We start from the raw sequence: 25,186 nt of genomic DNA on the forward strand, positions 1-25,186 counted from the left end.
GATCAGTCGATCGTCAGCACGACCTTGCCGAAGCGGTCCGGGCTCACCAGCCGTTCGTGCGCCCGGACCAGGTCGGCCAGGGCGAACACCGAGTCGACCACGGGCCGCACCTTCCCCGCGGCGAGCAGGGCGAGGACGTCGGGGACTTCGCGGAGGTCCCCGGCGTGCGCCCCGCGGAAGTCGATCTCGTGGCGGTAGACGCTGTACAGGTCGATGTCGGCGTGCGGACCGGAGTGCGAGCCCATGCCGATAAGCCGGCCACCGGGGCGCAGCGCCCGGATGGACTCCTGGATCGTCGCGCCGCCCGCCGAGTTGTGGACGAGGTCGACGCCCCGCCCGTCCGTCAGCGAGCGGACCGCCGCGCCGAATCCGGGCACCTGCCGGTAGTTCACGACTTCGTCGGCGCCGATCCCCCGCAGCAAGTCCCGCTTGTCGTCGGTGCCGGTGGTGGCGACGACCCGCGCGCCGAGAGCGGCGGCGAGCTGCACCGCGGCCGTACCGACGCCGCTCCCGGCGCCGACGACCAGCACGGTTTCACCGGCTTGCAGGCCGCCGCGCGTCACCAGCATGTGCCAGGCCGTCAGGTACGCGAGCAGACTCGCCGCCAGCTCGACGTAGGTCAGGGAATCCGGCGCCGGGACGGCGTTGCGGGCCGGGACGGCGAGGTACTCGGCGTAGGTGCCGTCGGTGTGCTCGCCGAGGAACTTCAGCCCGCGGCAGCGACTGTCCACATCGGACCGGCAGGCGTCGCAGACGCCGCAGCCCAGCATGGGCAGCAGGACCACGCGTTGCCCGACCTCGACGTTCGTGACCGCGCCGCCGACCGCCGCGACGTCTCCGGCACCTTCGACACCGAGGATGATCGGGAACGGCGGTTGTTCGGCGAACCGCCCGTCCCGGACGAGCACGTCGGCGCGGTTGAGCCCGGCGGCCCGGAGCCGGACCAGGACCTCCCCCTCGCCGATCGGGGGACGCGGCACGTCGTCGATTTCGACGACACCGGCTTGCCGGACGATTGCGGCCTTCATCGTGTTTTCCTTTCTTCAGCGGGTGTTTCGACCAGTCCGTTCGCGGTGATCCGGCCGCCGTGGTCGCGGACGGAGACCCGCCGGGACGAGCCGGTTCCGGGGGCACGCACCACCAGACCCTGGTGGTCGAACAGCGGCGCGACGACCCGATACTCGATCGCGGTGGCCGTCGCCCCGGTTTCGCGGACGGCTTCCGCCATGGCCAGCGCCTGCAGCGGGCCGTGGACGACCAGCCCCGGGTAGCCCTCGACATTTCGGGCGTAGTCGCGGTCGTAGTGGATGCGGTGGGCGTTGTAGGTCAACGCCGAGAAGCGGAACAGGACGGTGGGATCAACCGGGAACGCCCGCTCGTCCGCTTCGGGCGGCACCGGGGTGGCCGTCGTCGCCGAGACGGCGGCGGCCGCGGCGTCGCGGTAGACGATGTCCTGCTCCTCGACGACCTTCACCTCGCCGTCCTGGCTGATGGTGTGCCGGACGACGACGAAGGTCAGTGGGCCCGAACGGCCCGTCTTGTCCGTCGTCGAAACGACTTCGGTGCGCCGGGTCGCGGCCCGGCCGACGACCAGCGGCCCGGTCCGGGTGACGCGGCCGCCGGCCGCCATGCGCCGGCGTCCGGGCGCGGGCGGGGCCGGGACGACCCCGCGCACGGGATGGCCGTCCGGCCCGAGATCGGCCTGGTGCGGCCGATCGAGCAGGTAGACCCAATGCCACAGCAGCGGCAGCCCGTCGTCCTCCAGGTCCGGCGGATCGACGCCGAGCAGCCGGGCCAGCGCCACGGCGGGCTCCGGTTGCAGCACTTCGGTGCGCTCGATCACGGGGTGACCTCCTCGCGGCAAAACCCGAATTCGGCGCGGAGGGCGTCGTTGTGCTCGCCGAGCCGGGGCACCGGGCCCAGCACCGGCTCCACTTCGTCGATGTCGACCGGAGGCAGCAACGCCCGGACGACACCACCAGGGGCCTGGATCTGCTGCCGGCGAGCACGCCCGGCGAGCTGCGGATGGTCGAGGAGCTCACCCGGCCTGCGCAAGCGGGCACACGCGATCCCGGCCTCGCCGAGCAGTTCGACGACCTGGTCGGCGTCGAACGCGGCGAGCGCCGACTCGATCAGCGGCCCGATCAGGTGGTCGTGGGCGACGCGTTCGGGGTTGTGGGCGAACCGCGGGTCGCCGGCCAGCTCCGGGCGCCGGAGCACCTCCCGGCACAACCGAACCCATTCGCGGTCGCTTTGGACGGCCAGGAAAACCTGGTTGCCGTCGCCGGCCCGGTAAGGCCCGTAGGGGGCGATCGACGCGTGCTTCGCCCCGGTCCTGCGAGTCTCCGAACCCCCGTAGACCGCGTGGTACGCCGGTTGGATCATCCACTCCCCCAGCGCGTCGAGCATGGCGACCTCGACGGTCGCGCCGACACCCGTGGCGGCTCGCCGCAGCAGCGCGGTGAGGATGCCCGAGTAGGCGTACATGCCCGTCGCGATGTCCGCGATGGAAATCCCGGCCTTGCTCGGCTGTTCCGGCGTGCCGGTGGCGGCGACGAGCCCGGCCTCGCACTGGATCAGCAGGTCGTAGGCCTTCTTCGCCTGGTACGGGCCGCCGGGGCCGTAGCCCGAGATCGAGCAGTGGACGAGGTCGGGACGGGCCGCCCGCAGGGTCGCGGCGTCGAGGCCGAGGCGGCCCACCGCACCCGGTGCGAGGTTCTGGACCACCACGTCGGCGGCCGCGATCATCGCGTCGAGCACGCGGCGGTCGGCCGGGTCCTTGATGTCCAGCTCGATCGACTCCTTGCCGCGGTTGAGCCAGACGAAGTAGCTGGAGTCGCCGTGGACCGTCCGGTCGTAGCCACGGGAGAAGTCCCCGGCGCCGGGGCGTTCGACCTTGATGACGCGGGCGCCGAGGTCGGCGAGCTGCCGGGTCGCGAAGGGAGCGGCGACCGCCTGTTCCAGCGCGACGACGGTCGTGCCTTCGAGAGGAAGCATGGAGAGCCTTTCGTAGCCGGCGCTTCAGGGCCGGAGGAGGGCGCGGGCGCGGTCGAGCACCGGCTTGTCGATCATTCGCCCGTCGGGACCGGTGACCGCGCCTGCCGATCCCTCGGCCGCCTGGAGCACTGCACGGGCCCACGCGATTTCGTCCGCGCTGGAAGCCAGACCTCGTGCCGTGGGCGCGATCTGGGCCGGGTGGACGCAGAGTTTGCCGCGGAAGCCGAGGCTTCGGGCGTGGCGAGCCGCCGCGGTCACGGCGTCGGCGTCGTCGATGACCGTCGTGACGCCGTCGATCGGCGCCGACAGGCCGGCCACCCGGGAGGCGAGCACGATCGTGCTTCGCGCGAACAGCATCGCCTCGGCGGTGTCGTCGGCTCCGAGGTCGGCGGCCAGGTCGAGCGAGCCGAAGGCGAGCCGGGTCACCCCGGGCGCGGTGGCGACGTCGTGCACGCGGTGCAGCCCGGCCGCGGTCTCGACCAGCGCCACCACCGCGGTGCCCGTGCCCAGCCGCGCCGACAACGCGGCCAAGGCCGCCGGGTCCTCGGCCTTGGGCACGAGCACGCCGAGCAGCCCGGAGGCGCCGGCGACGGCGTCGACGTCCTCGTCGAACCACGGCGTGCCGGCGGCGTTGAGGCGAACCCAGGCCTGGCTGCCGTCGGACAGCCAGCGGAGCGTGTCGGCTCGGGCGGTGTCCTTGTCCTCGGGCCGCACCGCGTCTTCGAGGTCGATGACGACGGCGTCCGCGCCCGCGGCCGCCGCCTTCGCGAAGCGCCGGGGGACGTTGCCGGGCACGAAGAGCCAGGTGGCCTCGGGTCTCATCGGACCGGGTTCCGTTTGATGAGCTGACGCGCGATGACGGTCCGCTGGATCTCGTTGGTGCCCTCGCCGACGATCATCAGCGGCGCGTCGCGGAAGTACCGCTCGACGTCGAACTCCGTCGAGTAGCCGTAGCCGCCGTGGATCCGCACCGCGTCGAGCGCGATCTTCATGGCCGTCTCGGAAGCGAACAGCTTCGCCATCCCCGCTTCCAGGTCCGCGCGCTCGCCGGAGTCGTACCGGCGGGCGGCGTACTGGACGAGCTGCCGGGCCGCGGTCAACCCGGTCGCCATGTCGGCGAGGTAGTTGCCGATCGACTGGTGCTGCCAGATCGGCTGCCCGAAGCTTTCGCGTTCCTGGCTGTAGCGGATCGCGCGCGAGAGCGCGGCGGCGCCGACGCCGAGCGCTCGCGCCGCCACCTGGATGCGGCCGATTTCGAGCCCGCGCATCATCTGCGCGAACCCCTCGCCTTCGACGGTGCCCAGCAACGAGCTGCGGGGCACGCGGAAGTCGGTGAAGGACAGCTCGCAGCTTTCGACGCCCTTGTAGCCGAGCTTCGGCAGGTCGCGGGACACCTCGAAACCGGGCCCCTTTTCGACCAGCAGGATGCTGATGCCGCGGTGCTTCGGCTCGGCGGTCCGGTCGGTGAGGCACAGCAGCGCGATCAGCTGGGCGCGGCGGGCGTTGGTGATCCAGGTCTTGGACCCGGTGATGACGTAGTCGTTCCCGTCCTTCCGGGCCACGGTGCGCATGGCCTGCAGGTCGGATCCGCCGCCGGGTTCGGTGAGCGCCATGGTCGCCCGGATCTCCCCGGTGGCCAGCTTCGGCAGGTAGTGGTCCTGCTGCGCCTGGGTTCCGTAGTGGAGCAGGAGCTTGGCGACGACGCTGTGCCCGCCCATGGCGCCGGCGAGGCTCATCCACCCGCGGGCGAGCTCTTCGGTCACCGCGGCGTAGCACGGGGTGGACACCCCGGCGTCGTTCCACGGCTCCGGAACGGCGAGCCCGAAGACGCCCATGCGCTTCATCTGCTCGATCAGCGCTTCGGGGTAGGTGTCGGCGTGTTCCAGTTCTCGCACCACGGGCTCGACCTCGCGGTCGACCCACTCGCGGACGACGTCGACGATCGCTGTCTCGTCTGCGCTGAGTTCGTACATGGCTGTCATCCTGACTCGTGATGACGAGTCGAGAGAAATACCGATTCGTGATATCCCTAGACGCGTCCGGCATACCGGCAGGAGGACCGCGTGGAACTCAAGCAGCTCTTGGCCTTGGTGACCGTCGGCGACACCGGGAGCGTCACCAAGGCCGCCCGTCTGCTCCACGTCGTGCAGCCCGCGGTCAGCCGGTACATCCGCGCTCTGGAGGACGAGGTGGGAGTCCCGCTCTTCGAGCGCAGCCGCCAGGGGATGACCCTCACCCCGGCGGGCGAAGTCCTCGCCGAGCGCGCGAGACGCGCGCTGCTCGAACTGGACCGGGCCCGCGCCGAGATCCGCCCGGACCGCGAGCACGTGCGAGGCATCGTGACGATCGGGCTGCTGGAAAGCACCGTCGAACTCGTGGCCGCGCCGTTGGTGGAGGCGCTCGGGCGCCGGCACCCGGGCATCGACGTGCGGATCCTGAGCGCGTTTTCCGGTCACCTGCGGCAGTGGCTCGACGACGGCGCGGTGGACATGAGCCTGCTTTACAACGTGAACTCGACGCCGTCGATCGCCGTCACCCCGTTGCTGCGCGAAGCGTTGTGGGCGATCGCTCCCCCCGACACGGAACTCGGCCGCGAAGCGCTCACCTGGGACAGGGTGTGCGAGAACCGGCTGATCCTGCCGGTCGCGGGCCACGGCCTGCGCACCCTCGTGGACGAAGCGCTCGGCGCCGCGGCAGCGGCGCCCACGATCGTGTGCCAGACCAACTCGATGCCGGTGCAGAAGAGGCTGGTGGCCGTCGGCACCGGGTGGAGTGTCCTTCCCGCGGCGGGCGTCGCCGAAGACGTGGCAGCCGGGCGGCTGCGGGGCGGCCCGATCGTCGATCCCGCGATCTCCCGCACGATCGTCCTGGCGTTGCCGCGAGCCGGCCGCATCCCGCCCGCTGCCGAGGTCTCCGCCACCGAGATCGTCCGGGTGACCCACCGCCTGGTCGAGGACGGCACCTGGCCGACCGCCAGCGTGGCTCAGGCCGGGTGACCGCACAACGGCCGCTGCCGTTGACGGTCGCGACGACCCGGTCGCGGCCGACGCATGCTCGATGCCGTCGGTCACATCCACCCGTCAGCAGGCCGGACAGAGGAAAGGCTCAGCCGCGTCCGCAGAGCCGGACAGTGAAGTGCTGCGCTACCCCGGGATCTGCGTCGTGCGTGTGGAGGATGGGCAGCCAGTGGAGTAGACCCGGATGCCGCTTGGCGCCGCGCCCAGCTTCGCCGACGACGAGACTTTGATCGAAATTTGGCGGGCTGCTCTGCAGTGGCGCCAGACCTGTGCCCAACCGTTCGTGCTGTGCTGACATCCGAGGTTGCTTGGGTCATCAGGTGCTGGTGCGCGTCCCCTGCCACTGGCTACTGATCGTCGGCGTCGAGCCGGCTCAGTGCGGTGCCGAGGAAAGCGTCCCGGCGTTGTCCGAGAAGGTCAGCGTCAAGCTCTGACGGCCACCCGCCGTTCCCGGGTGACGGCCACGCCCTGCAGGACCAGCGCCATCATCGACCGGGGCCACAGCCACTGCATCCTCACAACAGGTCGACCCCGGCCAAACGGGTTCCCGGTCACAACCGCACGCTTCTGGTCCTGCGCCGCCAGCAGCGACAGCGTCAATGTCGACGAGGCGGCCATGGCTGTCGCGACCCGGGCCGGCAAGGCTTCCAGCTTGCCTTCGTAGGCTGACCGGTCTGGCGGCCCGTCGCCGCCGGGCCGGAACAGGCTCTCTGGATTCCATGGCCGATGACGACCGTGGCGCCTCCCAAGGCGGCCGCTCACCGATCCGCCGTGTACCGGTGAACCCATTGGAAAGCGGCGCCGGTTACACACGTCGTCTGGATGCTGCACAACCCAGCGGAGCGTCCGGCCTGACGAAGGCCGCCACGCTGCCGGCGGCGAGACGCGGCCGCGTCACCGGGATTGCGCGAAGCGCGCGATGGTGCCAGTCTGGCCAGCACACTCTACGCATCGGACACGACATGGAATTGACACCCTGGGACGGCTCGAGAATCGGGTTGGATCAGGAGGAGATGCGTCGGCACAATCGCGGTACTTTTCTTCGCCTCGTGCATCTGAGCGGCGGAATCTCGCGGGCTGAACTCGCGAGACGGATGAACCTCAACCGAAGCACGATCAAGACGTTGACGGCGGAACTGAGCGCAGCGGGCCTGGTCCGGGAAGTGTCGCAGACGGACAATCGTCACCAGGGCCGCCCGTCGCCCATTGTGCGGCCGGAGACTCAGCGTTTCCACGTATTGGCGTTCGACGTCGCGGTGGACCGGTTGGTCGCCGCCCGGATCGGCCTCGGCGGTGTCGTCCTGGACCGCAAGGTCGCCGCCCGGCGCCGGTCCGGAGTCGATCTCGACTACGTGGTCACGACGCTCGCGAACCTCGGCCGCCAGTTGACCGAGGCGGCGCCGTCGACGTCGACTTGCGTGGGGCTCGGGGCCTCGTACTGCGGAATGATCCGTCCCGACGACGGGACCGTCCGTTTCGGCCCCGACCTCGGATGGGTCGACCAGGCGTTCGGCGCTGAACTGGCACGCCGGCTGGGGCTGGGACCGCCAGTGCCGGTGGGAAACGAGGCCCATCTCGGCGCGCTCGCGGAGCACCTTCGTGGGGCCGGGACAGGAGTGCAGAACCTTGTCTACCTGCACGGCGACGTCGGCGTCGGTGGCGGGATCATCGTCGGCGGCACGGTGCTGGACGGCGACGCGGGCTACGGGTGCGAGCTGGGCCACATGGTCGTCAACCCGCACGGCGGGCGACCTTGTGGCTGCGGCTCCAGCGGGTGCCTGGAGGCGGAAGCCGGTGAACGGGCCTTGCTGGACGCCGCACACCGACCGCCGGAGGTCTTCGGCCGTGACGCCGTGCGGGCGGTGGCCGACGACGCTGCCGCAGGCGATGCCGACGCTCGCGACGCGCTCGATTACGTCGGGGATTGGCTGGGCATCGGCGTGGCCAATCTCATCAATCTCTTCAATCCGGCGGTGGTCGTCTTCGGTGGAATGTTGCGGGATGTGTACGCCGGTGTACTGCCGCGAGTACGTAGTCGCGTCGCACGCAATGTGCTGCCGGTGGCGAAGGAAAAGGTGCGCTTGAGTGTGTCGGCTCTCGGGGACGACGCCACCCTGATCGGCGCCGGCGAGCTCGGATTCGAGCGGCTGCTGCACGATCCATTGGGGGAAACGCCGCGGCTTTCGCCGACCGCTTCGTGATCCGGCCGTGGCGTGTCACTCGGAGCGAGCGACATGCGCGACGCACCGTCGCGGACGTCGGCGTCGGGGTGGATGCAAGAGATCCCGTGCTCGAGCACTCGCCGGCGGAGTACGTCCGGCGCCCGCTGGTGCGCAACGAGTCACCGACCCTCGACCTGTCCCACCTGCAGATCGAGGCCCTGCTGACCGCCGCGCGAGAATCAACCAACCCGTGCGACTTAGGGGTCAGTTCAGAATGAGTTTGCGGAGGCAGATCACGGAGCAGGCCAGGCTGAGGACGGCTTGGTGCACGTCGGCTCGTCGTTCGGTCCGGATGCGCAGGCGGCGGAAGCCTTTGAGCCACGCGAAGGTGCGTTCCACTGGCCAGCGGATGGTGCCCAGGCCAGAGCCGTGCTCGACGCCGCGGCGGGCGATGACCGGGGTGATGCCGCGGGCGCGGACCAGGCGCCGGTACTTGTCGTGATCGTAGCCGCGGTCGGCGTAGAGCCGACGCGGCCGACGACGCGGCTTGCCGACCACGCCACGGATCGGAGGGATGGCATCGAGCAGCGGGATCAGCTGGGTGACGTCATTGCGATGGCCGCCGGTCAGCGTGACCGCGAGCGGGGTGCCGTGGGCGTCGGTGATCAGGTGGTGCTTGGAGCCGGGTTTGCGCCGGTCGACCGGGCTGGGCCCGGTGTGGTCCCCCCTTTGAGAGCACGCAAGTGGGTGGAGTCGACCAGCGCAGCGGACAGGTCCAGCAGCCCAGCGGCACGCAGCTCGGCGAGCAGGCGTTCATGGAGTTGCTGCCAGACTCCGGCCTCGTGCCATTCGGTCAACCGTCGCCAGCAGGTGGCCCCGGAGGCGCCGAACAACGCCGTCGGCAGACGGTTCCAGCCGATACCGGTGCGGATGACGTACAGGATGCCTTCGAGTGCGGCGCGGTCGTCGGCACGCTTGCGGCCGGGATAGCGGAACCGCCGCGGATGCACCGGAAGGAGTGGTTCCAGCCGCTCCCACAGCTGGTCGGTCAGGACCTCCTCACGCATACCAAGATTCTCGAAAGCCCCGCAGCCCCGGCAAAGACGACACGCCGACTCATTCTGAACTGACCTCTTAGCCGGCCAGGACCGAACATCTTCGACCGTTCCAGCTGCTCAAGCCGCTTCTCCCGACCAAAAATCTCCGCGGATCGGTAGCGGATAGGCACAGTCGGAAGTCTCGCTGGAACGACCCGACCCAGCCAATCGTTGACGGCCGTCAGATCGTCGAATAGGGCGGCGGACAATGTCGGCAAGGACGACACCCAGCCCAGTTCGCGGCGCCACGGAAACGTCACCCACGGCCGTCCACTGTCGACACGCCGGGCTGCCGGCACCAACACATGGCGGGGCAGCGCGGGGACGGTGGATGCGTCCCATGCCTGCTTCGGCAGTTCGATCACGGAGGAGTTCGACAGCTGCAGCAACGCCTCGTGGCTGAGAATCCTGGCGCCCGCCCGGCTCGTTCGAGTCTTCACCCTCACCGAGGCGGACGAGGTACTGGCGGTCTACCCGTCCCCGCCGGACGCGACCGGCCGTTGAACAGAACAGCGTAGGCGCGGATGACCTATGCGCACCCGCGACTTCCAAGGCGTGTGGTCCGTGTCGACGTCGTGTAGGAAGTGGTTGGTGACCGGACTTTCTGTCGACTACGCAGGGTTGATGCGGAACCTACAGGTGCCGCTGATCCATGCTGACCTTGGTCGGGTGCTCCTCGACGCCGCGGCAGAACACTACGAACGCCAGTGGCCGATTTGCTCGTTGGTCCAGTTGTCTGTGGGCGAGTTTGCTGCCAGAACCCACCACCATCGCACCGCCCGCAGCGATCCCCGCGGCGGAGACCACGTTGAGCGGCACTCCGGCCACGGTGCCGATACCGGTGGCATCCAGGACCAGGCCGCCGCCCTCGCCTACCGCGCTGAGCGCAGTGAGTGCGACCCCGTGACCCGGATCACCCGGCAGGTCGATCTCGGAATGCCCGCAGTGACCTCGCTGCGCTGACCGGCCTGCGAGGACGGCGCCCGCTCACCGCAAAGACGGCGAGCGGGCGCCGGTCCAGCCAGCTGGCCTGGTTCGAGCGGACAGCGCGGTGCCCGGCGGCGTGACGGAGCGGCCGTAGCCGGTCGAGTCCGACGACGGTGGGCCCTGACCTTCATGGCCAACCCCGTCGAGCGGCAAGGGAAGAGTGTCGACGAGGGCCCAGAGCACGAGGCCAATGATGACGTAGCAGCGGTGACCAGGTTGGCGGGCCGGAGTGGACGTTCGCGACGAGACTTGCCGTGTCCCGAGAATGATTAGTGACGACCAAGGCGGCTGCGTGGACGCTGCCTGGTTGGACCGCCCCCGGACAGTCACGCGCGATACTGGTTCATTAAACAGCCCTGTCATCTGGCGGGCCGTTGCCGGGCGACGAGTTCGCCGGTCTGCTCCAGGATTAGTGTGCCGCGGTTGGTCAGCGTCGAGTGGGCGCCACTAGGTCGTGACCGTCGGACCGCAGTTCCATGCCGCTATCCGTGCATGCTGGCGTGATTCATTCGGCCTGATACGCGACCACACGTGTCAGGCGTCCTTCGTTGTCGACGGTGAAGAAGTCGGCAAACCGCAGGTCCTGTCCTTGGTAGCGCACCTCGATCTGCACGGCCACGCGGTCGCCGTCGACCAGCAGCGGGCCGGGCGCGGGCTTCGGGCCGCCGGTGGTGAACAGCTTCCGGTAGAACGCGGTGATCGCCGCGTTCCCGGCCAGCTTGGTCCCAGGGACGTCGAGCACGGCATCTTCGGCGAACAGTGCCTGAATCGCGTCGGCGTCCTCGCCCAGCAGCGCGTCGAAGTACCCGCGTGCCGCTTCGGCGGGGGAACGCGCCGGCTGCGGGGCGCTGAGGGCCGCCGGCATGCTGACCGCGATGTCGGCGCCGAGGGAGTCCGGGACGTAATGGCCGCTGCGCGACCGGATCTGCTCCAGGTGTGCGCCGATCTCGTCCGGTGTGGGCACCTGGTCGCCGGTGTGGCGCCAGCCGGGGGTGGTGCCGACGAAGGCGCTGTAGTAGCGGCCGCCGGCGCTGGCGAGAACCTCGTGGGTGAGGGTGCTTTCCTGGCTGACCAGGTAGGCGACCAGGGCGCTCACCAGTGCGGTGTCGGCGCCGGACCCAGGCTCGGGCTGGACTCCGGCGGCGGCGTTGGCCTGAGCGGTCATGCCGGCGGTGGCGCGCGGGGTGCCTGCCATCGGCAGCAGGACGTTGGCCAGGATGCCGTGCGGCTTGCCTTCGATGGCCAGCGCTTGTGCGAGGCCGAACACGCCCGCTTTGGCGGCGGCGTAGGAGGCTTGCCCGGCGTTGCCGAACAGCCCGGCCGACGAGCTGGTGAACAGTAGCCGCCCATACCCCTGCTCCTTCATCACGGCGAACGCAGGCTGGCTGACGTGCAGGGCGCCCTTGAGGTGCACGGCCAGGATCGCTTCGAAGTCCTGTGGGGTCACCTCGTCGATGGGCGCGTTGCGCCGGTTCCCGGCGTTGTTGACCACGATGTCGAGGCGGCCGAACTCCTTGACTGCCGCTTCGACGATGGCGCGGCCGCCGTCGGGGTCGGCGACGCTGTCGGTGTTCGCGATCGCGCGGCCGCCGGCGGCGGTGATCTGCTCGACGACCTGCTCGGCGGGGCGGGTGCCGTCCGGGGTTCCGTCGGGGCTGCTGCCGATGTCGTTGACGACCACGGCCGCGCCCAGCCGGGCGAGCGTGCGGGCGTACTCGGCGCCCAGACCGTTGCCGGCGCCGGTGATGACGGCGACCCGGCCGGTGAAGTCGATTCCCACTTACTGCCTCCAAAGTGTGATCACGACAACTTAGCTAACACCTGTCAGCGTATCAGCTAACAAGTGTTAGTGTCAGGGTGGACGTGATCGTCCCGGAACCCGGAGGGAAGCTCGATGAAGATCACCGTGGAAGAGGACAAGTGCTGCGCCGGTGGGCAATGCGTGCTCGCCGCGCCTGAGGTGTTCGACCAGCGCGACGAGGACGGCATCGTCGTCTTGCTGACCGACACCCCCGACAGCAGCAAGTACGAGGCGGTCCGTGAGGCGGCGCAGATCTGCCCCGCGGCCTGCATCCACGTCGCGGACAACTGACCGATGACACCGGATGCGGGCCGTGAGCCCGCGCGGGTCGTGGTGGTCGGTGCCTCGGCCGCCGGGCTGGCCGTGGTCGAAGCGGCCCGCAGTCAGGGCTACCGGGGCGAGCTGACGTTGATCGGCGACGAACCCCACCTGCCCTACGATCGGCCGCCCCTGTCCAAGCAGCTGCTCACCGGCGACTGGCCGCCCGAGCGGCTGCTCCTGCGCGAGCAGGCTCACCTGGACGGGTTGGCGGTGACCATGAAACTCGGGCAACCGGCATCCACTGTGGACGCCGACGCACGCGAGGTGGTGCTCGCCGACGGTGACCGCGTTCCCTATGACGCGCTGGTCGTGACCACCGGCGTGCGTGCCCGCTGCCTGCCCGGCAGCGACGGGATCAGCGGAGTCCACGTGCTGCGCACCCTGCAGGATGCGCTGGCGCTGCGCGCCGAACTGGTACCCGGTCGCCGTCTCGTGGTGCTGGGCGCCGGGGTCCTGGGCGCCGAGGCCGCTGCCGTCGCGCGTGGCCTGGGTGCCGAGGTGACGGTGCTCGATCCGCTGGCCTGGCCGCTGGCCCGGATCGTCAACCGCGAGATCGGCGGCTGGCTGGCCGAGGTGCACCGCGAGCACGGCGTGGACCTGCGCTGCTCGTGTGCGCCCGTCACCGGACTGCACGCAGCCGAAGGCCACGTCGCTGCGGTGGAACTCGCCGACGGCACCGTGCTGCCCGCCGACACGGTCCTGGTCGCCATCGGCGCCACACCGGCGGTGGAATGGCTGGCCGGCAGCCCGGTCACGATCGGCGGCCCCGAACCCGCCTCCGGGTCGGGCGGCGTGCTGTGCGACCCGAGAGGCCAAGCCGCGCCGGGCATCTACGCCGCCGGCGACGTGGCCGCCTGGCAGGACCCGGCCACCGGCGAGTACCGGCGCTACGAGCACCGCCTCAACGCCACCGAACAAGGCCGCGCGGTCGCCCGCGCACTGCTCGACCCGGGGTTCACGCCACCACCGTCCGTGCCCTACTTCTGGTCCGACCAGTACGACCTGAAACTGCAGACCTTCGGCACGCTCGACGCCGACGACGAGTTCATCGTCGTCGACGGCTCCCTCGGCGCCCGCCGCTTCATCGGCGTCTCCCACCGCGACGGCCTGGTGCGCGGCGCACTCGGCGTCGGCATGCCCCGTCAACTCCGTGCCTGGCGCACCGCCGTGGCCGAGCACGCTCCCTGGAAGGAAACGACACCCGCATGACCACCACCGAAGTCTTCCCCTACCCCCGAACCTGCCCCTATTCGCCGCCGGCGGAATACACGCGCTTCCGCGAAGACGGCGGGCTGCACAAGGTCCCCTTGTGGGACGGCGGCGAGGCTTGGCTCGTGACCCGCTACGACCAGGTGCGCGCGATGCTCGGTGACGCCGAAAGCTTCAGCTCGGACATCACCCGCGACGGGTTCCCGGTGGCGACCTCGACCTCCCGCGTCACCGAAGCCGGCGCGATCATGCGCAAGGACGACCCCGAACACGCCCGCGACCGGCGGATCATGAGCCGCGAATTCAGCGTCAAACGGGTGGAAGCCCTGCGCCCGCGCGTCCTGGAGATCACCGACGAACTCATCGACGACCTCCTGCGGCGCGGCGAATCCGGTCCGGTGAACTTCGTCGAGCACTTCGCGCACCAGCTGCCCGCCCGCGTGATCTGCGAGATGATGGGCCTGTCCGACGCCGATCGCGTCACGTTCGCCGAACACGTGCTCATCGCCACCGACTACGACTCCGCGCAGGAAGAACGTCAGCGCGCGCACCGCGAGCTGAACGAGCTGTTCGACCGGGTCATCGCCGAGAAGACCGCCAACCCCGGTGACGACATCGTCAGCCGCCTGGTGCGGGATCACCTCGCTGCCGGGGAGGTCGACACCGACACGGTCAAGCGCATGCTGCTGGTGCTTTTCGCAGGCGGCCAGGACACCACCGCCAACATGCTCGGGCTGTCAGTCCAAGCCCTGCTGGAGCATCCCGACCAACTGCGAGTCCTGCGTGAGCAGCCGGATGCGGTCCCCGGAGCGGTCGAGGAACTGCTGCGGTTCCTCAGCGTCAACCAGGGCGAACCGCGCCGGGTGGTCGCCGAGGACACCGACCTGGGCGGCTGCCCCGTGCACGCCGGGGACGCGATCATCGCCTCGCTCAACGCCGCCAACTTCGACCCTGCCGTCTTCGACCGCGAGGACGCCCCCGCCGACGTGCTGAGCCTGACCCGCGCCGCCCGCAACCACGTCGCCTTCGGCTACGGCGTGCACCAGTGCCTCGGGCAGAACCTCGCCCGCGTCGAGCTGCAGGTCGCGCTCCCGCGCCTGTTCGAGCGCCTTCCCGGCCTGCGCCTGGCCGCCGGCCAGCCGATCACCTACCGGACCACCGCGGTCATCTACGGCCTCGAGCAGTTGTGGGTGACGTGGTGACCAGGCGGTGACAGCGCATTTACCCGGGGCCGGCTCGGCGCCACCCAGCGGTGCCGGGCCGGACCCGTATTCTCGTCGCGTGACCAGTCCTGTTCCCGCTGATGACACCGGCACCGACGGCACGACCACGGGCCGAGACGTCCGGGCCAAGCTGCTCGACGCCGTGGAACGTATGGCCGGTGACGACTACAAGCTCCCGCGGCTGGCGTTCTCGCTGCGCGAGATCGCCCGCGAGGTCGGCATCGCGACCCCGAGCATCTACCGCCACTTCAGCAGCAAAGAAGACCTGATCTCCGCCGCCGTCGACACCGGCTTCACCCTGCTGCTGCGCGAGATCGACCAGGCCGTCCAGGAGTGCACGGACCAGGAGCCGCCGGCCGTGCTGCGCGCCCAGGCAGCGGCGTACTGCCGGTTCCTGTACCGCCGACGCGGCCTCACCCGCATCATGTTCGCCACCCACCCCGCGAACTGGCAGCCCGACGAACCGCTGCCCGATCACCTCGGCCAGCTGCGATACCGGTGGATCACGGCGGTGGAAACCTGCCAAAAGCAAGGCTGGCGCATTCCCGCCGAGATCACCACGGCCGCCGACGCCGTCTGGGCCGGGGTGCACGGCTGTCTCACCCTCGCCCTGGTCATGCGCAACAGCAGCGAGGAAGCCCTGTTGGCCCACGTGGCCGCCCAGTTCGAATTCTGGCCGACCACATGACCTACCACGAGCTCCGGGTGAGCTGGTTTCCATAAAGTTGATCATTGGGTGCAGGCCTGGGTGCGAGTACACGTGATGGCTCCAACACGCCCTGATGGCCGACAGCGCGGCCGCATCGAACAACGCGGCAACAGCTTCCGTGTCGTCGGGTACGCCGGAAATCGACCCCGTGGCCAACCGCCGGTCGTACGTGCGCGAAACGATTATCGGTACCGATGACGCGCCTTGGCGCACCGCCGAGAACAAACTGACGGAGTTCCGAGGTGCACGTCATCAAGCAACGACGACCGTTTCGTCGGTGAAACTGAGCTGCGCCGCCGACGAGTGGCTCCGGACGGCCGATATCAAGCACAGCACCGGAGCCGCGGCAGCGTGCCGCCCGACCTCGGATCATCCGCTCACGGACCGGAACCCGCGAACGGACCTCGACGACCGAGTCGCGCGCTACCGCACCGAGACGGTCAGCTGGTCGAGGCCGCGGACGGCGCTGTTGAGGTGCCGCGTGGGTGGTGTCTCGATGTGGAAGTCGGTAACGAGGTCGGCGAGTGTGTCGAACACCGCGTGGGCCTCAAGCCGGGCGAGGCCCTGGCCTACGCAGCCGTGCAGGCCGTAGCCGAAGGCGAGGTGGTCGGATGCGTCGCGGGTGATCTCGAAGTCGGCGGCGCTCGGTCCCCAGTGCCGTTCATCGCGGTTGGCGGAGCCGTAGATCACCATGATCCGTTCACCTGCGCGGATCCGCGTGTCGGCCGCGTCGACGTCGCGGGTGGCCACGCGAGTGAAGAATTGCAGCGGGCTCTCGATACGCAGCACCTCGTTGAACGCATCCGGAATCAGCGACCGGTCCGTGCGAAGGCGACGCCACTGCGCAGGAGCCTCGGCGAACAGCCACACTGCGCTGCCGAGGGCGTTGATGGTCGTGTCCATGGCCGCGCTGGTGTAAGCCGACAACAACGTCGGCGCCTGCTCGGGGTCGAGCCGTCCTTCGGCCGCGGCGTCGTAGATCGCCCGCCCCCAGCTGCCCTCGGTGAGCATGCTGCCGTCAACGTTGGCCAGCCACGCGAACTGTTCCTCAACCAGAGCCGCGCCGGAGAAGGTCCGGGACTTGTCGGCAGGCCCCATCATGTTGAAAATCGCGTCGGCCCATGGGACAAGCTGCGGTCGGACGTCGTCGGGGATGCCGACCAGGTCGGCGACGATCGTCGGCGGCAGAACGCGGGCGAGGTCGCCGACGACGTCGAACGATCCGCGCTCGACGAGCGGCTCGACGATCTCGCGGGTGCGGCGGGTGATCTGGTCGCCGAGCGAGCGCAGGCCGCGCGGCGACAGGCGTTCGGCCAGCACGCCCCGCAGCTTGTCGTGCAGCGGCGGGCTCGAGGCGAGCAGGGTCCCCGTGAGTGCGGAGTTCACGGCGTCATTGAGCCCTGTCCCCTGGTCCGAGGTGAACGACTCCCAGTCCTCGAGCGTCGCCCGAACCTCGTCATACCGGGTCACCGCCCAGCATTGTTGCGGTTCGATCCACACAATCGGCCCGGCGTCGCGGAGGGCTCTGTAGGCGGGGTACGGATCGTCGAGCACGTCGTCTGTGAACAGGTCGACGTCAACGGTCGTGGTGGCGGTCATCGGTGCTCCTAGGGTCAGCTGTGCCCGGCGGTGTGCAGCAGCCGGGCGATAGGGATGCGTCGGTTGATCGCGACAGCGGCGTGCGGATGCCCGGCATCCGTCCAGCGCCACAGCCCGCTCAGGGTGTCCTGCGAACCGTCGACAAGCTCGGGGTCGTCGCTGGTCGGTCGGCCGGCGAACTTCACCGACAGCCCGAACTGGTCGGTCCAGAAGTACGGACGGTTTATGTAGGGCGATGCATCATCGCCGTACAGCAGCACATCGGCGGCGACCCGAGCCTGATCCAGAGCAGTCGACCAGTGCGGCTGGCGCCGGGATCCCTCCACCGAAACCACGTCACCGGCGGCGGCGATGTGTTCGCGGACGCGGCACCTGTTGTCGACGACCACGCCCGGGCTGAGCGAGAGGCCGGTCCGGGCCAGCCACTCGACGTTGGGTCTGCAACCGACGGCGGTGACGACGACGTCCGCCTCGAGCAGGTGGCCGCCGGCTACGACGGCGGGACGGCTGTCCCGCTCGACGAGGCGGGCTCCCTCAGGAGCACTCACCAGCTGCACGCCACGCTCCCGCGCACAGGCCGACACCATGCGTGACAGGAAGGCGCCCCCGGTGCGGGCCATCGGTGCGCCGCGATCGACGACAGTGACGGCCAGCCCCTTGCTGCTCGCGGCCGAGGCGACCTCCATGCCCAGCACGCCCCCGCCGACGACGAGGACGGTCCGCGCCGAGCCGAGGAGGTCACGCAATCGGACGGCGTCGTCCATCGTGCGTAGCACGACCTCGGGCACGCAGTCATCGTTGGCACCGAGGTCGTGCAGTGTCAGGGCTCGCGCGCCGGTTGCGACAACCAGCTTGTCGAAGGGCAGGGCATCGCCGTCGAGTTCGACGAGGTTGCGGTCGAGGTCGAGCCCGCGTGCGGACGTGCCACGCAGGACGTCGACCCCGAGGTCTTCCGGAGCGGGCAGCAGCGCCGTCGAGGGATCGCCCTCGCCCGCGAGGACCCCTTTCGACAGGAGCGGGCGGGAGTACCCGGCAGTGTCCTCGGACTCAAGCAGCGTGATCGGCCCGCCGAACCCCTTCGAACGGAGTTCTTCGACAACCGTGAGGCCGGCGATGGACGCGCCCACCACGACGACGCCGGCGGCGCGTGCCATCACTCGACGAGCGTCAGCGCAGCGACCGGGCAGCCTCGGACGGCCCGCCGTGCGGCGTCGACCTGGGATCCGTCGACGTGGTCGGCGAGCACGGTCACGAAGCCATCGGGGTCGAGCGCTAGCAGCTCGGGCGCCTTCTGCTCGCAGAATCCGTAGCCTTCGCAACGGGACTGGTTGACATCGATTCTCACCGGCATCTCCTCCAAATTCGGCTGTGCCTCTACGTCGCTCACTGCAGGCGCGTCAAGGTGTCGGACCACTGCGCTGCCTCGTCGACGAGCTCGGCCGAGCCGGCCATCTGCCCGGCGCGAGTCATCAAGTAGTCGCGCGAGCGCTCCAGTTCGCCGACGAGTTTGGGAACGTCGACATCGAGCAGCTGACCGTGCCGCTTACGGATGACGCCATCGAGGACGACCGTATCGACGTTCCCGGCGTGCGCGTGCAGGACCAGGTCGGCAACCGGATCGAGTACCGGCGCGAGGTTGATGGCACGCGCGTCGACGCAGACGACGTCGGCTCGCTTGCCGGGCGTGAGCGAGCCGATTTCCCGTTGCAGGCCCAGTGCTTTGGCGCCCTCGACGGTGGCCCACCGGAAGACGTCGCGGGTCGATACGGGTTGTTCGACGATCGTCTCGTAGTTGCGGCCCGGCCCGTCGTTGATCTGGTGCCGGGCGAACATCAACGCGACGCGCATTGCGGAGTACATGTCGCCGGACATGCAGGTGACGCAGTCGGTGCCGAGCGAAGGGGACACGCCGGCGAGCAAGGCGTCCCGGTAGGGGGTGGGGCGTGCGATGCCGAGGGCGATCTCCGAGTCGGGGGAGCTCGCGAAGTGGGCGCCGAGCTCGCGCACGACGTCGAAGTCGTCGACGCGGAACTCGTTGCAGTGCGACAGCACCGCGCGGTGGTCAACCAGGCTCTGTCCGACCAGGCGGTGGAACCCGCGTGTGATGGGCGCGTTCCCCGGACCGCAGTGGGTGTGCGCCGTCCAGACGACGTCCATGGCGAGTGCCGAGCGGATCTCCGCCTCGGTGCAGTCGAAGGGCAGCAGGTTCTGCTCGGTGATCGCCACGCCCATCCGCAGGCGTGCTCGGCTGTCGGCGAAGAACTCTTCGCGGACCCGCTGCGCGTCCTTCACCCGGTCGGCATGCGAGCCGAAGGCGGGTGGGCCGTCGACGTCGACCGGGCAGTAACCGTATGCCCACACACCACGGATGCCCGAGGCCAGCTCCGCCTGTGCGAGCGCGTCGGCGTGCTCGGGCGTCACGACGCCGTGGCTGTGGTCGAGCACCGCGGTGGTCCCGCCGGCGATCAGTTCGAGCGCGCCGGCGTACGTGCCGACGTAGGCGTCCTCGGCACGGTAGCGGCTGAGGTAGTCCCGGCGGACGTCACTGAAGTAGCCGACGAGCGTCCGGTCGCCGACAACGCCGCGAAGGGCGGTCTGCCACATGTGCTTGTGGGTGTCGACCAGGCCCGGATGCACGATCATGCCGGCGGCGTCGATGAGTGCCGCGCCTGGCGGCGGTTCGATCTCGGCGGCGACGGCACTGATGCGGCCGTCCTCGATGAGCACCGACCCATTCGGCAGATCAGGTACGTCGTCGTCCATCGTGACGATGCGGCCGCTGTGGATGAGGATGGTTTCGGTCATCGTTGACCCGTTCTCTCCTGGTCAGGACGCAGACTCGGCGGTCGCGAGTCGGCGGTCGAGCTGTTCGGTCCAGGTGTCGATCGGCGCGAACTCGCCGTTGTTCTTCACGCTGGCGAAGGTCTCGTCGAGCAGCTCCTGGGTCGGTCGGGTGAGGTCGATCGGCTCGCGGAACGGCTGGGGCACGTACCACGGCGAGCTGGCGTAGACCTCGACGTTGTTGCCTTCGGGGTCGGGGAAGTAGATGCTCCAGGCATTGCCGTGGCTCACGGTGGCCGACGGCGTGACCCCGCACTCCGTCAGCCAGCCGGCGAACGCCTGCAGGTCGTGCAGCGAGGCGACCCGGAACGAAACCTGGTTGAGCCAGGTGCGCTCGGCGTCGGCGGGCAGACCGGCGGTCAGCACGAGCTGATGGTGCTCGCTGCTGTCGCCGGTCAGGAACACGATCGGGTCGCCTGCGCCGGAAACGCCTCGGTCGGTCTCCACCAACCGAAACACCTTCTTGTAGAACTCGGCCTGCCGGTCGAGGTCGCGGACGTAGAAACCGAGATGGGACAGGCGCGCACGCCCGGCGTGCTCGGCATCGTGGTCGGCCATTGTCGGCCCTCTCTTGTCGTTATCGGATGGGGACGGAACTCAGCTGACTGGCGAGCTCATCGATCAGGCGGTGGATGCCGGGCCCGTCAGGAACGGTGCCGAACACGTAGCCGTCCGGCCGGACGAGGACGGCACCAGCTGCGGCGCCGGCGAACCACGCCGCGAGCGCCCCGGTCGGGTCGGCGATCTCGCCCGGACCGGACGGGTCGGCGACGACGCGCACGATCCGCCCGCCGAGAACGTCGGTGAACCACGCCGTCCGCGCACTGGGTGGCGCGTCACCGGCGACGAGCACCGCGAAGCCGCTTCCGAGCTGCTCGTCGAGCAGCACGTCGCGGCCGTCGGCGGTCTTGACCGTCGGCTGGATCATCAGCTGTCCACGCTCGGCGGTCTCGGCAGCGCTCAGCACACCGGCGGCCAGGCCTGGGATGACCGACCGGAACGACCGCACGTCGGTGCCTGCCGCCAAGCGTTCCCGCAGCCGCCGGTCGCGCTCGAGCGCTTCGTCCCGGTCGAGGATGCAGATGTAGCGCCCGTTCTCCACCGAGGCATCGATGATGGTTTTCACGTGTGGCCGGCGTTCCTCGGCGTAGCTGTCGAGCGCCGGCTCGAATCGCGTGTCGCGGACCGCGAGCGCGAGCTTCCAGGCCAGATTGCTGACGTCCCGGATGCCGTGGCACATGCCCTGGCCGTAGAACGGCGGCGTCTGGTGGGCCGCGTCCCCGGCGAGGAACACCCGCCCAGACCGCCACGACTCGGCGATCAAACCGTGAAAGCGATAGACCGCGCTGCGGACGATCTCGACGCCGGTGGGATCGACCGACGGCTTGAGCAGGCGATCGATGCTGTCGCGCCGAGTCATCTCCTCGGCCGACTCGCCGTCGAGCAACATGAACTCCCACCGCCGGTTCCGGCCGGGCTGCGGAATGTACGTGGCAGGCCGGCTGGGGTCGCACCACATCACCGAGTACTCGGGCAGGACCTCCGGGTGCGGCACCCGGACGTCGACGATGATCCAGCGCTCGTCGAAGCCGTAATCGTCCAGGCGAATGCCGAGCCGCTTGCGGATCGGGCTGCTCGCGCCGTCGCACGCGATGACGTAGCGGGCTCGCAGCGTCTCGGTCCGGCCGTCGACGTCGACGTCGACCTCCACGTCGCTGCCCGTATCGCGCACGTCGACTACCTCGGCCCCCGTCCGGCACGCCACGCCCGGGACAGCGGCGGCCTGGTCGCGCAGGACACGGTCCAGTTCTGGCTGCAGGAAGGTGTAGTGCGGGTACCACCCGAGCGGCCCTCGTTCGGCGCGCACGCGGAAGTCACGGATGGGCTCTCCGTCGACGCCGAGATGAACACCGCCGTCGTACGTGCGCACGACGGGGCCGACCTCGGTGGTCAGTCCGGCGCGCTGGAACAGCCGCATGATCTCGGCGTCGAAATGGGTCGCGCGGGGCAGCGGATAGACATCGGCCGATTTGTCGAGCGCGCACACCCGAAGGCCGGCGCGCGCGGCGAAAATCGCGGCTGCTGACCCGACAGGGCCCATCCCGACGACGATCACGTCGTGAAGTTCGGGGTCGGACAAAGCGCTGTCCTTTCGTCGTCGGCGGGGTGGTGACCACTCTGCGCCCACGGGCCGACTATGTCAACATTGACATAGTCGGCCATGCGGCTTACGGTCGCTTCGCTGATCATCAATGGACTTGGAGCAGGCGTGAAGATCGCGAGCTACTACCTGGATGGACACGAGCGCACCGGAATCGTCCGAGGCGATTCGGTGGTGGACGTCAGTGACCTGATGCCGGGCGCGCCCTCGTCGACGAGGCAGCTGTTGTGCCTGATGGACGAAACGCCCGGCCTGTCCGGCACTCTGGTGCGACGAGCCGAGGAATGCGCGGGCGTCGTGTTGTCCGACGTGCGGCTGTTGCCGGTGATCACTCGCCCGCACGCCGTCTGGTGTGCGGCGTTGACCTACCTGAGCCATGTCCGTGAGGGCGGCGACCGGCCGGCGCCGGACTACCCGCTGTTTTTCCTCCGCGTCGCCGACAGCCAGATGGGGCACGGCGCACCGATGATCGCTCCCGTTGTGTCGCAGCAGCTCGACTACGAGGGCGAGCTGGCGGTCGTGATCGGGCGGCGCGGCAGGCACATCCGCGAGGCCGACGCGCTCGCGCACGTGGCCGGTTACAGCTGCTACAACGACGGGTCGGTGCGGGACTGGCAGCGCCACACGTCACAGATCACCGTCGGCAAGAACTTCGCGGCCACCGGAGGTTTCGGCCCCTGGCTCGTGACATCCGACGAGATCGGCGATCCCTACGACCGCGGCCTGCAGACCAGGCTCAACGGCGAGGTCGTCCAGTCGGCCAAGATCTCCGAGCTGTTGTTCAGCATCGAATACATGATCGCCTACCTCTCGACCGCATGTACGCTCGAAGTCGGCGATGTGATCGTCACTGGCACCTGCGGCGGTGTCGGGGTGCGCCGGAACCCGCCCCTGTTCTTGCAGCCGGGTGACGTCGTCGAGGTCGAGATCGACGGCATCGGTACCTTGCTCAACCCGGTCGAAGCCGAGGCGGCCGCGTGAGCGCCGTCGTCACGGTCGCGACCACGGGACCTATCGCGACCACGCGGGACAACCCCGCGTTACCAGTCACTCCGGAGCAGATCGCTGCCGCGGTGGCCGACGCGTACGACGCAGGCGCGGCCGTCGCGCACATTCACCTGCGCGACGAGCAGGAGAGACCGACCGCCGACCTCGCGATCGCGCGCCGCGTCATGGAGTTGATCGCGGAACGGTGCCCGATCCTCGTCCAGCTGTCCACCGGCGTCGGCCTTTCAGTGCCGTTCGAGGACCGCGCCCGGCTCGCCGAACTGCGGCCGCGCATGGCCACGCTCAATCCCTGCTCGATGACGTTCGGGGCCGATCAGTTCCTCAACCCGCCGCGCGAGGTGAGGGCGCTCGCCGCGCGGATGCAGGATCTCGGCGTCAAGGCCGAACTCGAGATCTACGACAGCGGACACGTCGACGAGTGCCTACGCCTGCACGACGAAGGCTTGCTCGCCGAACCCCTGCAGTTCAGCATCGTGCTCGGAGTGCGCGGAGGCATGGCCGCCACCGCCGAGAACCTCATGTCGACGGTGCGCCGGCTTCCCGCCGGTTCGGTCTGGCAGGTCATCGCGATCGGCCGCCACAACCTCGAACTGACCGCGGTCGGCCTCGCGCTCGGGGGCAATGCGCGAGCCGGGATGGAGGACGCGCTCTATCTGCGCAAGGGGGAGCTGGCGCCGTCGAACCGAGCACTCGTCGAGCGGACGGTCACCCTGGCCCGCGCCGTCGGCCGACCGATCGCCTCAGTCGACGAGACCGTCGCCATCCTCGGCCTGTCCTAACGCTGCAGGCCGGCCTACTCAAGGAGTGAGAATTTCGTGAAGCCGTTCCGGCGCATCGTCACCGGTCACGACAAGAACGGACGGGCCGTGTTCGTCGAGGACGCGACCTGCCCGCACGCCCTGCCCGTGGCGGGCGACGTGATCACACTGGAGCTGTGGCAGCACGCCGGCACGCCGGACAACAGCGGCGAGTACATCGACCCAGTGCCACCGACCGCATCCGTGCCACCGCCGCCGGGCGGATCGGTCTTGCGTATCGTCGAGTTCCCGGCGGACCCGGAGATCAAGCCGTATCTGCATCGGACCGCGTCATTGGACTACTGCGTCGTCCTGTCCGGCCAGGTCTTCGCAGTCCTCGACGATGACGAGCGGCTGATGACCGCGGGCGACGTCCTGGTCCAGCGGGGCACGAACCACAGCTGGGCCAACCGGTCCGACGAGCCGGCGCTGGTGCTGTTCGTGTTGGTCGATGCCGCACCGCTACCCGGGTTGCCGCCCGGCTAGCCGCTCGACGTTGTCTTGCTCGTACTCGTCCAGCCAGTCGAGCGCCGACTGCGCCCACGCCACCTCCAATTCGGCGCGCGCGATGTCACCGGAGTACGCGAGTTCGCGCAGCTTCAGCGTCAAGTCGGCACGCGACGGCGGGCCCTCGTCGATTCGCTTCTGGACGCGGGGGTGCGTGCCCTGTTGCATCGACGACAGGGTCTCCCTGAGCCGGTCGCGTCGTTGCCGGAAATGCTCCAGATGCGCTTCGAGGTGCAGCCGGAGCGACGACGGCTGTTCGTCAGAGAAGATCAGCTGCAACCGTTCGCTGTCCCGGTTGGGCGGGTAGGACGGCGCCTGGCCGGCCCACTCTCGCAACTCGGCCAGGCCGGCTTCGGTGATCGAGTACTCGAACTTGTCGAAGTTCTCACCCGCCACGGCAGAATGCCGTCGGATCAAGCCGCCTTCGGTCAACTTCTTCAGCTCAGGGTAAATCTGGCTGTGCCGAGCCGTCCAGAACCAGCCCAGCCCGGTGTCGAGCTGCCGTGCGAGATCGTAGCCGGTTCCCGGACCGCTCGAAAGATAGCCGAGGATCGCGTATCGCAGAGACACCGCACCTCCCCCGGGACTTCCTCACGGTGGCACCAGCATACCGGGGCAGGTTTGGATCGAGCCAACCCGAGACGGGGTGGCGTATCTCGGACGGACTGCGCCGGGGCAGGCGACGAGATCACTGCGAGACGCGCCGCCGATGCGGTCGGGCTGGCCGTGGTCTCGGCGCGGTGCTGCTCG

At 69.5% G+C, this 25,186-nt stretch carries 26 protein-coding genes; 12 read left to right on the forward strand and 14 right to left on the reverse strand.

Features of this window, described 5'->3' with window-relative positions:
• Window positions 1-2: 2 nt before the first annotated feature.
• The 5 genes from QRX60_RS44735 to QRX60_RS44755 are packed head-to-tail and all read right to left on the reverse strand — an operon-like array spanning window position 3 to window position 4,970.
• Window positions 3-1,028 carry an alcohol dehydrogenase catalytic domain-containing protein gene (locus tag QRX60_RS44735; protein WP_285997530.1) on the reverse strand — a complete coding sequence of 342 codons (1,026 nt, stop codon included), beginning with the start codon at window positions 1,026-1,028 and terminating at the stop codon, window positions 3-5.
• A complete protein-coding gene (locus QRX60_RS44740) occupies window positions 1,025-1,843 on the reverse strand; it encodes an FAS1-like dehydratase domain-containing protein (RefSeq protein WP_285997531.1) in 819 nt (272 codons plus the stop codon). The genes QRX60_RS44735 and QRX60_RS44740 overlap by 4 nt, the downstream gene beginning before the upstream one ends.
• The gene (locus QRX60_RS44745) at window positions 1,840-2,997 is read right to left on the reverse strand and encodes a CaiB/BaiF CoA transferase family protein (protein WP_285997532.1); all 1,158 of its coding nucleotides are present in this window, start codon (window positions 2,995-2,997) and stop codon (window positions 1,840-1,842) included. Before QRX60_RS44745 ends, QRX60_RS44740 begins: the two co-directional genes overlap by 4 nt.
• A 24-nt stretch (window positions 2,998-3,021) precedes the next feature.
• Window positions 3,022-3,819 (reverse strand): HpcH/HpaI aldolase/citrate lyase family protein, encoded by a 798-nt coding sequence (locus QRX60_RS44750; RefSeq protein ID WP_285997533.1) that lies wholly within the window; start codon window positions 3,817-3,819, stop codon window positions 3,022-3,024.
• Window positions 3,816-4,970: an acyl-CoA dehydrogenase family protein gene (locus tag QRX60_RS44755; protein WP_285997534.1), complete on the reverse strand. Its 1,155-nt coding sequence runs from the start codon at window positions 4,968-4,970 to the stop codon at window positions 3,816-3,818. The genes QRX60_RS44750 and QRX60_RS44755 overlap by 4 nt, the downstream gene beginning before the upstream one ends.
• Window positions 4,971-5,060: 90 nt before the next feature.
• On the opposite strand from QRX60_RS44755, the gene QRX60_RS44760 reads away from it, so the two are divergent.
• The 3 genes from QRX60_RS44760 (at window position 5,061) to QRX60_RS44770 (ending at window position 8,215) form a co-directional block, all read left to right on the forward strand.
• The gene (locus QRX60_RS44760; RefSeq protein WP_285997535.1) at window positions 5,061-5,993 is read left to right on the forward strand and encodes a LysR family transcriptional regulator; all 933 of its coding nucleotides are present in this window, start codon (window positions 5,061-5,063) and stop codon (window positions 5,991-5,993) included.
• A 329-nt stretch (window positions 5,994-6,322) separates the two neighbouring features.
• Entirely contained in the window at window positions 6,323-6,448 is a 126-nt protein-coding gene (locus QRX60_RS44765; RefSeq protein WP_285997536.1) for a hypothetical protein, read from the forward strand.
• Between the two features lie 285 nt (window positions 6,449-6,733).
• Window positions 6,734-8,215 carry an ROK family transcriptional regulator gene (locus QRX60_RS44770; RefSeq protein WP_285997537.1) on the forward strand — a complete coding sequence of 494 codons (1,482 nt, stop codon included), beginning with the start codon at window positions 6,734-6,736 and terminating at the stop codon, window positions 8,213-8,215.
• A gap of 225 nt (window positions 8,216-8,440) precedes the next feature.
• Here the strand turns inward: QRX60_RS44770 and QRX60_RS44775 are convergent.
• A protein-coding gene (locus QRX60_RS44775) for an IS5 family transposase (RefSeq protein WP_285997057.1) occupies window positions 8,441-9,243 on the reverse strand; the annotation gives its coding sequence in 2 pieces (ribosomal slippage) (window positions 8,441-8,907 and window positions 8,907-9,243; 804 coding nt in all).
• A gap of 357 nt (window positions 9,244-9,600) precedes the next feature.
• On the opposite strand from QRX60_RS44775, the gene QRX60_RS44780 reads away from it, so the two are divergent.
• Together QRX60_RS44780 and QRX60_RS44785 are read left to right on the forward strand one after the other, a co-directional pair.
• Window positions 9,601-9,777 (forward strand): hypothetical protein, encoded by a 177-nt coding sequence (locus QRX60_RS44780; RefSeq protein WP_285997538.1) that lies wholly within the window; start codon window positions 9,601-9,603, stop codon window positions 9,775-9,777.
• A gap of 27 nt (window positions 9,778-9,804) precedes the next feature.
• Entirely contained in the window at window positions 9,805-10,236 is a 432-nt protein-coding gene (locus QRX60_RS44785) for a hypothetical protein (RefSeq protein WP_285997539.1), read from the forward strand.
• Window positions 10,237-10,765: 529 nt separating this feature from the next.
• On the opposite strand, the gene QRX60_RS44790 is transcribed toward QRX60_RS44785, so the two are convergent.
• Window positions 10,766-12,040, reverse strand: coding sequence for an SDR family NAD(P)-dependent oxidoreductase (locus tag QRX60_RS44790; RefSeq protein ID WP_285997540.1), 1,275 nt, complete (start codon window positions 12,038-12,040; stop codon window positions 10,766-10,768).
• 114 nt (window positions 12,041-12,154) lie between these two features.
• Here QRX60_RS44790 and QRX60_RS44795 point away from each other — a divergent pair, with 114 nt between their 5' ends.
• The 4 genes from QRX60_RS44795 (at window position 12,155) to QRX60_RS44810 (ending at window position 15,502) form a co-directional block, all read left to right on the forward strand.
• A complete protein-coding gene (locus tag QRX60_RS44795; protein WP_285997541.1) occupies window positions 12,155-12,352 on the forward strand; it encodes a ferredoxin in 198 nt (65 codons plus the stop codon).
• Between the two features lie 3 nt (window positions 12,353-12,355).
• Window positions 12,356-13,591, forward strand: coding sequence for an NAD(P)/FAD-dependent oxidoreductase (locus QRX60_RS44800; protein ID WP_285997542.1), 1,236 nt, complete (start codon window positions 12,356-12,358; stop codon window positions 13,589-13,591).
• The gene (locus QRX60_RS44805; RefSeq protein WP_285997543.1) at window positions 13,588-14,793 is read left to right on the forward strand and encodes a cytochrome P450; all 1,206 of its coding nucleotides are present in this window, start codon (window positions 13,588-13,590) and stop codon (window positions 14,791-14,793) included. Before QRX60_RS44800 ends, QRX60_RS44805 begins: the two co-directional genes overlap by 4 nt.
• Window positions 14,794-14,872: 79 nt before the next feature.
• The gene (locus QRX60_RS44810; RefSeq protein ID WP_285997544.1) at window positions 14,873-15,502 is read left to right on the forward strand and encodes a TetR/AcrR family transcriptional regulator; all 630 of its coding nucleotides are present in this window, start codon (window positions 14,873-14,875) and stop codon (window positions 15,500-15,502) included.
• 444 nt (window positions 15,503-15,946) lie between these two features.
• Here QRX60_RS44810 and QRX60_RS44815 read toward each other — a convergent pair whose 3' ends face one another.
• From QRX60_RS44815 to QRX60_RS44840, 6 genes are read right to left on the reverse strand one after another with little or no spacing between them, the layout of a single operon-like run.
• Complete coding sequence (locus QRX60_RS44815; protein ID WP_285997545.1) at window positions 15,947-17,122, reverse strand: cytochrome P450; 1,176 nt, start codon at window positions 17,120-17,122, stop codon at window positions 15,947-15,949.
• A 14-nt stretch (window positions 17,123-17,136) separates the two neighbouring features.
• Window positions 17,137-18,276, reverse strand: coding sequence for an NAD(P)/FAD-dependent oxidoreductase (locus QRX60_RS44820; protein ID WP_286003828.1), 1,140 nt, complete (start codon window positions 18,274-18,276; stop codon window positions 17,137-17,139).
• Window positions 18,276-18,467 carry a ferredoxin gene (locus QRX60_RS44825; RefSeq protein WP_285997546.1) on the reverse strand — a complete coding sequence of 64 codons (192 nt, stop codon included), beginning with the start codon at window positions 18,465-18,467 and terminating at the stop codon, window positions 18,276-18,278. Before QRX60_RS44825 ends, QRX60_RS44820 begins: the two co-directional genes overlap by 1 nt.
• A gap of 38 nt (window positions 18,468-18,505) precedes the next feature.
• On the reverse strand, window positions 18,506-19,927 hold the full coding sequence (locus tag QRX60_RS44830; protein WP_285997547.1) for an amidohydrolase family protein: 1,422 nt from the start codon (window positions 19,925-19,927) through the stop codon (window positions 18,506-18,508).
• Between the two features lie 21 nt (window positions 19,928-19,948).
• On the reverse strand, window positions 19,949-20,521 hold the full coding sequence (locus QRX60_RS44835; RefSeq protein WP_285997548.1) for a VOC family protein: 573 nt from the start codon (window positions 20,519-20,521) through the stop codon (window positions 19,949-19,951).
• Between the two features lie 19 nt (window positions 20,522-20,540).
• On the reverse strand, window positions 20,541-22,103 hold the full coding sequence (locus QRX60_RS44840; protein WP_285997549.1) for a bifunctional 3-(3-hydroxy-phenyl)propionate/3-hydroxycinnamic acid hydroxylase: 1,563 nt from the start codon (window positions 22,101-22,103) through the stop codon (window positions 20,541-20,543).
• A 129-nt stretch (window positions 22,104-22,232) separates the two neighbouring features.
• Here QRX60_RS44840 and QRX60_RS44845 point away from each other — a divergent pair, with 129 nt between their 5' ends.
• Genes QRX60_RS44845 through QRX60_RS44855 form a run of 3 tightly spaced genes read left to right on the forward strand, consistent with a single transcriptional unit; the run spans window position 22,233 to window position 24,415 of the window.
• Window positions 22,233-23,105: a fumarylacetoacetate hydrolase family protein gene (locus QRX60_RS44845; RefSeq protein WP_285997550.1), complete on the forward strand. Its 873-nt coding sequence runs from the start codon at window positions 22,233-22,235 to the stop codon at window positions 23,103-23,105.
• Window positions 23,102-23,911 carry a BKACE family enzyme gene (locus QRX60_RS44850; RefSeq protein ID WP_285997551.1) on the forward strand — a complete coding sequence of 270 codons (810 nt, stop codon included), beginning with the start codon at window positions 23,102-23,104 and terminating at the stop codon, window positions 23,909-23,911. The genes QRX60_RS44845 and QRX60_RS44850 overlap by 4 nt, the downstream gene beginning before the upstream one ends.
• A gap of 36 nt (window positions 23,912-23,947) precedes the next feature.
• Window positions 23,948-24,415 (forward strand): cupin domain-containing protein, encoded by a 468-nt coding sequence (locus QRX60_RS44855; RefSeq protein WP_285997552.1) that lies wholly within the window; start codon window positions 23,948-23,950, stop codon window positions 24,413-24,415.
• Here QRX60_RS44855 and QRX60_RS44860 read toward each other — a convergent pair.
• Window positions 24,392-25,006: a PadR family transcriptional regulator gene (locus tag QRX60_RS44860; RefSeq protein WP_285997553.1), complete on the reverse strand. Its 615-nt coding sequence runs from the start codon at window positions 25,004-25,006 to the stop codon at window positions 24,392-24,394. The two genes, QRX60_RS44855 and QRX60_RS44860, sit on opposite strands and share 24 nt — an antisense overlap.
• Window positions 25,007-25,186: the final 180 nt, after the last annotated feature.

Origin of the sequence: Amycolatopsis mongoliensis (genome assembly GCF_030285665.1) — a bacterium.
Taxonomy (GTDB): domain Bacteria; phylum Actinomycetota; class Actinomycetes; order Mycobacteriales; family Pseudonocardiaceae; genus Amycolatopsis; species Amycolatopsis mongoliensis.